The sequence below is a fragment of the Ramlibacter sp. genome, assembly GCF_035706265.1.
Lineage (GTDB): Bacteria > Pseudomonadota > Gammaproteobacteria > Burkholderiales > Burkholderiaceae_C > Ramlibacter.
In genome coordinates, this window is record NZ_DASSVG010000231.1 from 1 (window position 1) to 6184 (window position 6184).

Below are 6184 nucleotides of genomic sequence, written 5' to 3' on the forward strand. Positions count from 1 at the left end.
CTTGCTGAATTCGAGCACGTGCACCTTGCCCTCGCGGCGCACCGTCACGCGCAGCATCCTGGAGAGCGCGTTCACGCAGCTCACGCCCACGCCGTGCAGGCCGCCGGAGACCTTGTAGCTGTTCTGGTTGAACTTGCCGCCGGCGTGCAGCTCCGTCAGCGCGATCTCGGTGGCGCTGCGCTTGGGCTCGTGCTTGTCGTCCCACTTGATGCCGGTGGGGATGCCGCGGCCGTTGTCGGTGACGCTGATCGAGTTGTCGGTGTGGATGGTGACGACGATGTCGTCGCAATGGCCGGCCAGGGCCTCGTCGATGGAGTTGTCGACCACCTCGAAGACGAGGTGGTGCAGGCCGGTGCCGTCGGAGGTGTCGCCGATGTACATGCCCGGGCGCTTGCGCACCGCTTCCAGGCCTTCCAGGATCTGGATGGAGCTGGCGCCGTAGTCGCCGAGTCCGGCGGGCGGAACGGCCGGCTGGCCATTGCTGGAGTCGCCGTTGTCCGGGAGGGCGGGGGTGTGATCTTGGGCCATAACCTGCTTTTCTCTGTCTCTTGCGGCGCGAGGCTCGCGCCTGGTGCGGGCTTCGTAGGCTGGCGCTGAACCGCGACAGCGCGTGAAGCCCGGCGCTTCGCGCATCGCCGGGCTTCGGCCTTCGGCGCTCAGCGCCAGCCTACGCTCCCGCGCGCGAAGCGCGTGGTGGAAGTGCCGTCAGATGCGCATCGGCATCACCACGTACTTGAAGCTCTGGTTCTCGGGGATCGTGATCAGGGCGCTGCTGTTCGCGTCCGCCAGCTCCATCTTCACCATGTCCTGGTCCATGTTGGCCAGCGCGTCGATCAGGTAGGTGACGTTGAAGCCGATCTCGATGTTGTCGCCGGCGTAGTCGATGTCCAGTTCGTCCACCGCCTCTTCCTGCTCCGCGTTGTTGCTGGCCACGCGCAGGGTGCCGTTTTCGAGGTTCAGGCGCACGCCCTTGAACTTCTCGCTGGTGAGGATGGCGGTGCGCTGCAGGCTGGCCAGCAGCGGCGCGCGGCCCAGCGTGACGGCGTTCTTGTGGTTCTTGGGGATCACGCGGTTGTAGTCGGGGAACTTGCCCTCGACCAGCTTGGTGACGAACTCCATGCCGCCGAAGCCGAACTTCGCCTGGTTGTTCGCGAACTGCATCTCGATGGCGCCCTCGGCATCCGACAGCAGGCGCTGCAGCTCCAGCACCGTCTTGCGCGGCAGGATCACCTCCTGCCGGGGCACTTCGACGTCGAGCGTCGCGCTGGCGTAGGCCAGGCGGTGGCCGTCGGTGGCCACCAGCGAGAGCTGCTTGCCCTCGGCGACGAACAGGATGCCATTCAGGTAGTAGCGGATGTCGTGCACCGCCATGGCGAAGGAGACCTGGTTCAGCAGGTCCTTCATCGTCTTCTGCGGCACCGAGAACACGGGGCCGAAGCTCGGGGCCTCCTGCACCAGCGGGAAGTCTTCGGCCGGCAGCGTCTGCAGCGTGAAGCGGCTCTTGCCGCCCTTGAGGATCACCTTGTTCTGCTGCGACTCGATGGTGACCGTCTGGTCGCCGGGCATGGTGCGCAGGATGTCGATCAGCTTGCGCGCGCCGATGGTGGTGGTGTAGTTGCCGGCGTCGCCGTCCATGTCGGCGGTGGTGCGGATCTGGATCTCGAGGTCGCTGGTGGTGAACTGCACCGCGTTGCCGTTCTTGCGCAGCAGGACGTTGGCGAGGATGGGCAACGTGTGCCGTTTCTCCACGATGCCGGCCACCGACTGCAGCACCGAGAGCAGTTTTTCTTGCGTTGCCTTCAGGACGATCATGTCTTCCTCTGTTCGTGTATCAGTTGTAGTCGCGGCGGTGGCCGGAAATGCGTATTTTCGCTTGTTTTGACGCGGGGTTACAGTGGTTGGGCAGGGGGCGCGGGAGCGCTGGGGTTCGGCCTTCGGCGCTCACCGCCAGCCGACGGTGCCGCGCTTCGCGGCTGGCCGAACTCGCAGGCTGGTGCTGACGCGCGAAGCGCAGGAAGCCCAGCGATCCAAGGCCCCTCATCCCTTGAGCGTCTGCTCCAGCACGTGCAATTGCTGGTTCAGCTCCGTCAGCTGCTGCCGCTCCGCCGAGATCTTGCGCACGGCGTGCAGCACCGTCGTGTGGTCGCGCCCGCCGAACAGCTCGCCGATCTCGGGCAGGCTTTTCTGCGTCAGCTCCTTGGCCAGGTACATCGCGATCTGGCGCGGCCGGGCGATCGAGGCCGGGCGCTTCTTGCTGTACATGTCGGCGACCTTGATCTTGTAGTAGTCGGCCACCGTCTTCTGGATGTTCTCCACGCTGATCTGCCGGTTCTGGATCGACAGCAGGTCCCTCAGCGCCTCGCGCGCCAGCTGGATCGAGATCTCCTTCTGGTTGAAGCGCGAATAGGCCAGGATCTTGCGCAGCGCGCCTTCGAGCTCGCGCACGTTGGAGCGCACGTTCTTGGCCACGAAGAAGGCCACTTCCTCGGGCATCTCGGCGTTCTCCTGCCGGGCCTTGTTGATCAGGATGGCCACGCGCATCTCCAGCTCGGGCGGCTCGATGGCCACCGTGAGGCCGGAATCGAAGCGGGAGATCAGGCGCTCGTGGATGTCCGTCAGGCCCTTGGGATAGGTATCCGACGTCATCACGATGTGGCTCTTCTTGGCCAGCAGGGCCTCGAAGGCGTTGAAGAATTCCTCCTGCGTGCGGTCCTTGTTGGCGAAGAACTGCACGTCATCTATCAACAGGAGGTCGAGCGAGTGGTAGCGCTCCTTGAATTCATCGAAAGTCTTGCGCTGATAGGCCTTCACCACGTCGGAGACGAACTGCTCGGCGTGGATGTACAGGACTTTCGATTGCGGGCGGTCTGCCAGCAGTTTGTTACCGACTGCGTGCACCAGGTGCGTCTTGCCGAGCCCCACGCCGCCATAGATGAAGAGCGGGTTGTAGAGCTGGCCGGGGGTGCCGGCCACGTGCATCGCGGCCGCGCGGGCCATGCGATTGGCCGTGCCTTCGACCAGGTTGTCGAAGGTCAGGGCCGTGTTCAGGCGGGTCTTGAAGGCCGGCGAGACGGCGTCTTCCTCGCTCTCCGCCGGCTCCGCCACGGGGGCGTTGGCCGCCACCGCGGAGGGCGCAGGATAAGTCCTGATCACGGCTTCACGCGGAGTGATCGCTAACTCAAGCAACACCGGCTGGCCATAGAGCTTCTCCAGCACGGCGCTGATGCGGCCGGCGTACTGGGCCCGGATCCAGTCGAGCTTGAAGCGGTTGGCCACGAACAGCGTGACCCTGGAAAAATCCTCCGAGACCTGGGCCGACAGCGGCTTGATCCAGGTGTTGAACTGCTGTTCCGGGAGGTCTTGCGCGAGCTGCTCCACGCACGCCTGCCAGAGGCTGTCACCTGCCTCCAGACTGGGTGCGGCCGCCAGCCTGCCGTGTTGCCCCTCGCTCATGTTGCCCCGTCGCTCCTGTGGATTAGTTTTCGCGCACGAAACGAAGCATTCTATGGCGTCTACACCTTATCCACAAAGCCGCACCGGCATGTCCCGATACAGGTGAAGAAGGGGATTGACAGCCCTCGTGATTGCCGGGAAGGCCGGTTTCTGCGAGAATGCCGGGTTTTTCCGAGAACCAACATGAAACGCACCTACCAGCCTTCCAAAGTGCGCCGCGCCCGTACCCACGGCTTCCTCGTCCGGATGAAGACCCGTGGCGGCCGCGCCGTCATCAACGCCCGCCGCGCCAAGGGGCGCAAGCGCCTGGCCGTCTGACCGCCCGGTCCGATCGACCCAGCGCGCGCCTGCGCCTGCCGACCGTGCAGCGGCTCAAGACCCGGGCACAGTACGAGGCAGCGATGGCAGGTGGCACCGTCTCCCGGACGCCGCATTTCGTCCTGCACCGCGCGCCCCTGGCCGCGCCGTCCGGCTCCTCCCAGGCCCCCGCTTCCGCCACCGGCGCCCCAAGCGCCGCTGCTGCGTCGGGGCCGCAGCGCCCAAAGGCCCTGTTCCCCGTGAGCGACGAGGCCTGGATCGGCGCGGTCGTGCCCAAGCGCTGGGCGAAACGCGCGGTCACGCGCAACGGCATCCGGCGGCAGATCTACAACGTGAGCGAATCCTTCGCCTCGCGCCTGCCCGCGGCCGCCCATGTGGTGCGGCTGCGGATGGATTTCGCGCGCGCGCAGTTCCCGAGCGCCTGGTCCGAGGCGCTCAAGCTCGCCGTGCGCGGGGAGTTGCTGCAGCTGTTCGACCGCGTCGCGGCGGCGCCTGCCGTCACGCCGGCGCCCATCCAGGAGGGTCGATGAACCTCGCCCAGCGCTTCCTGATCGGCGCGGTCAAGGCCTACCGCCTGCTGCTGTCGCCGTGGCTCGGCTCGTCCTGCCGCTTCACGCCCACCTGCTCCGCCTATTCCATGCAGGCGCTGCAGGAGCACGGCGCCGCCGTGGGCACGTATCTCACGCTGGCCCGCATCGCCCGCTGCCATCCCTGGTGCGCGGGCGGCCACGACCCGGTGCCACAAGCGAAGCCGCGAATCTTCGCGTTCCTCCATCAGAAGAAACTTCCATGACCGACATCCGCCGCACCATCCTCTGGGTGATCTTCGGCTTTTCCCTGGTGATGCTGTGGGACCAATGGCAGGTCTACAACGGCAAGCCGGCGACCTTCTTCCCCTCCAGGCCGGCGGCCACGGCCACTGCGCCGCAGGGGCCCGCCAGCGCCGTGCCGGCAGCTCCCTCCGCGGGCGCTTCCGCCGTGCCGGGCGCCGTTGCCACCGCTACGCCGAATGCCGTGCCGGGCGCCGCGCCGGCCGCGCCCGCCGCCACGCCGCGCGAGCGCATCACGGTGAAGACGGACCTGATGGACGTCGTCTTCGACACCGAAGGCGCGACCATCGTGCACACCGATTTCCCCAAGCTCGCGGGCGACAAGCCGGGCATCCCCTTCGTGCTGCTGGACCAGTCTCCCAACCGCACCTACGTGGCGCAGAGCGGCCTGATCGGAGGCGACTTCCCCAACCACAAGACGGTGATGACGGCGGTGCCGGGCGAGCGCGTGCTGAAGGACGGCCAGGACGAACTCTCGATCCGCTTCGAGTCGCCGGTGCAAGGCGGCGTGAAGCTGGCGAAGACCTACACCTTCCGCCGCGGCCACTACGACGTGAGCGTGAAGCACGAGATCATCAACGCCGGCAGCGCGCCGGTGTCGCCGCAGCTCTATGTGCAGCTGGTTCGCGACGGCAACAAGCTGCCGGGCGAGTCCTCCTTCTATTCCACCTTCACCGGCCCCGCGGTCTACACCGAGGAGAAGAAGTTCCAGAAGGTGGAGTTCAGCGACATCGAGAAGGACAAGGCCGATTTCGAGAAGAGCTCCAGCAACGGCTACGTGGCCATGGTGCAGCACTACTTCGCCAGCGCCTGGATCCTGCCGGACGGCCTGAAGCGCGACCTGTTCATGCGCAAGGTGGACAACAACCTCTACTCCGCCGGCATGATCGCGCCGGTGGCGCCGATCCCGCCCGGCATGCAGCAGGTGGTGAACGCGCGCTTCTTCGCCGGCCCGCAGGAAGAAAAGATGCTGGAGCAGGTCTACCCGGGCCTGGACCTGGTGAAGGACTACGGCTGGCTGACCATCCTCGCCAAGCCGCTGTACTGGCTGCTGTCGAAGCTGCACTCCTTCATCGGCAACTGGGGCTTCGCGATCATGGCGCTGGTGCTGCTGATCAAGATCGCCTTCTACTGGCTGCAGGCCAAGGGCTACGAGAGCATGGCCAAGATGAAGGCCATCAACCCGAAGGTGATGGCGCTGCGCGAGCGCTACAAGGACAACCCGCAGCAGATGCAGCAGGAGATGATGCGCATCTACCGCGAGGAGAAGGTCAACCCGCTGGGCGGCTGCCTGCCGATCTTCATCCAGATCCCGGTGTTCATCGCGCTCTACTGGGTGCTGCTGTCGTCGGTGGAGATGCGCGGCGCGCCCTGGATCGGCTGGATCCACGACCTGTCGGCGCCCGATCCGTTCTTCATCCTGCCGGTGGTGATGACGCTGTCGACGCTGCTGCAGACGGCGCTCAACCCGGTGCCGCCGGATCCGATGCAGGCCAAGATGATGTGGTTCATGCCGCTGATCTTCTCGGTGATGTTCTTCTTCTTCCCGGCCGGCCTGGTGCTGTACTGGATCACGAACAACA

General features: G+C 65.9%; 7 protein-coding genes. 4 read left to right on the top strand and 3 right to left on the bottom strand.

Going from position 1 to position 6184, the window contains the following annotated elements:
* From VFM98_RS08775 to dnaA, 3 genes are all read right to left on the bottom strand, one after another.
* Positions 1–528: ATP-binding protein (locus VFM98_RS08775; protein ID WP_325109534.1), on the bottom strand; the 528-nt coding region annotated here is incomplete at its 3' end.
* A gap of 177 nt (positions 529–705) precedes the next feature.
* Entirely contained in the window at positions 706–1812 is a 1107-nt protein-coding gene (gene dnaN, locus VFM98_RS08780; protein ID WP_325109535.1) for a DNA polymerase III subunit beta, read from the bottom strand.
* 225 nt (positions 1813–2037) lie between these two features.
* Positions 2038–3453, bottom strand: a complete 1416-nt coding sequence (gene dnaA, locus VFM98_RS08785) for a chromosomal replication initiator protein DnaA (protein WP_325109536.1) — start codon at positions 3451–3453, stop codon at positions 2038–2040.
* 183 nt (positions 3454–3636) lie between these two features.
* Here dnaA and rpmH point away from each other — a divergent pair, with 183 nt between their 5' ends.
* The 4 genes from rpmH to yidC form a co-directional block, all read left to right on the top strand.
* A complete protein-coding gene (gene rpmH / locus VFM98_RS08790; RefSeq protein ID WP_027101598.1) occupies positions 3637–3771 on the top strand; it encodes a 50S ribosomal protein L34 in 135 nt (44 codons plus the stop codon).
* A 44-nt stretch (positions 3772–3815) separates the two neighbouring features.
* Positions 3816–4301: a ribonuclease P protein component gene (locus VFM98_RS08795; RefSeq protein ID WP_325109537.1), complete on the top strand. Its 486-nt coding sequence runs from the start codon at positions 3816–3818 to the stop codon at positions 4299–4301.
* Positions 4298–4564: a membrane protein insertion efficiency factor YidD gene (gene yidD, locus VFM98_RS08800; RefSeq protein ID WP_325109538.1), complete on the top strand. Its 267-nt coding sequence runs from the start codon at positions 4298–4300 to the stop codon at positions 4562–4564. The genes VFM98_RS08795 and yidD overlap by 4 nt, the downstream gene beginning before the upstream one ends.
* Positions 4561–6184: membrane protein insertase YidC (yidC, locus tag VFM98_RS08805; RefSeq protein ID WP_325109539.1), on the top strand; the 1624-nt coding region annotated here is incomplete at its 3' end. The genes yidD and yidC, both read left to right, overlap by 4 nt.

Coding starts and splice junctions, on each gene's coding strand:
- dnaN (WP_325109535.1), bottom strand. CDS start 1,812: ATGATCGTCCTGAAGGCAACGCAAGAAAAACTGCTCTCGGTGCTGCAG.
- dnaA (WP_325109536.1), bottom strand. CDS start 3,453: ATGAGCGAGGGGCAACACGGCAGGCTGGCGGCCGCACCCAGTCTGGAG.
- rpmH (WP_027101598.1), top strand. CDS start 3,637: ATGAAACGCACCTACCAGCCTTCCAAAGTGCGCCGCGCCCGTACCCAC.
- yidD (WP_325109538.1), top strand. CDS start 4,298: ATGAACCTCGCCCAGCGCTTCCTGATCGGCGCGGTCAAGGCCTACCGC.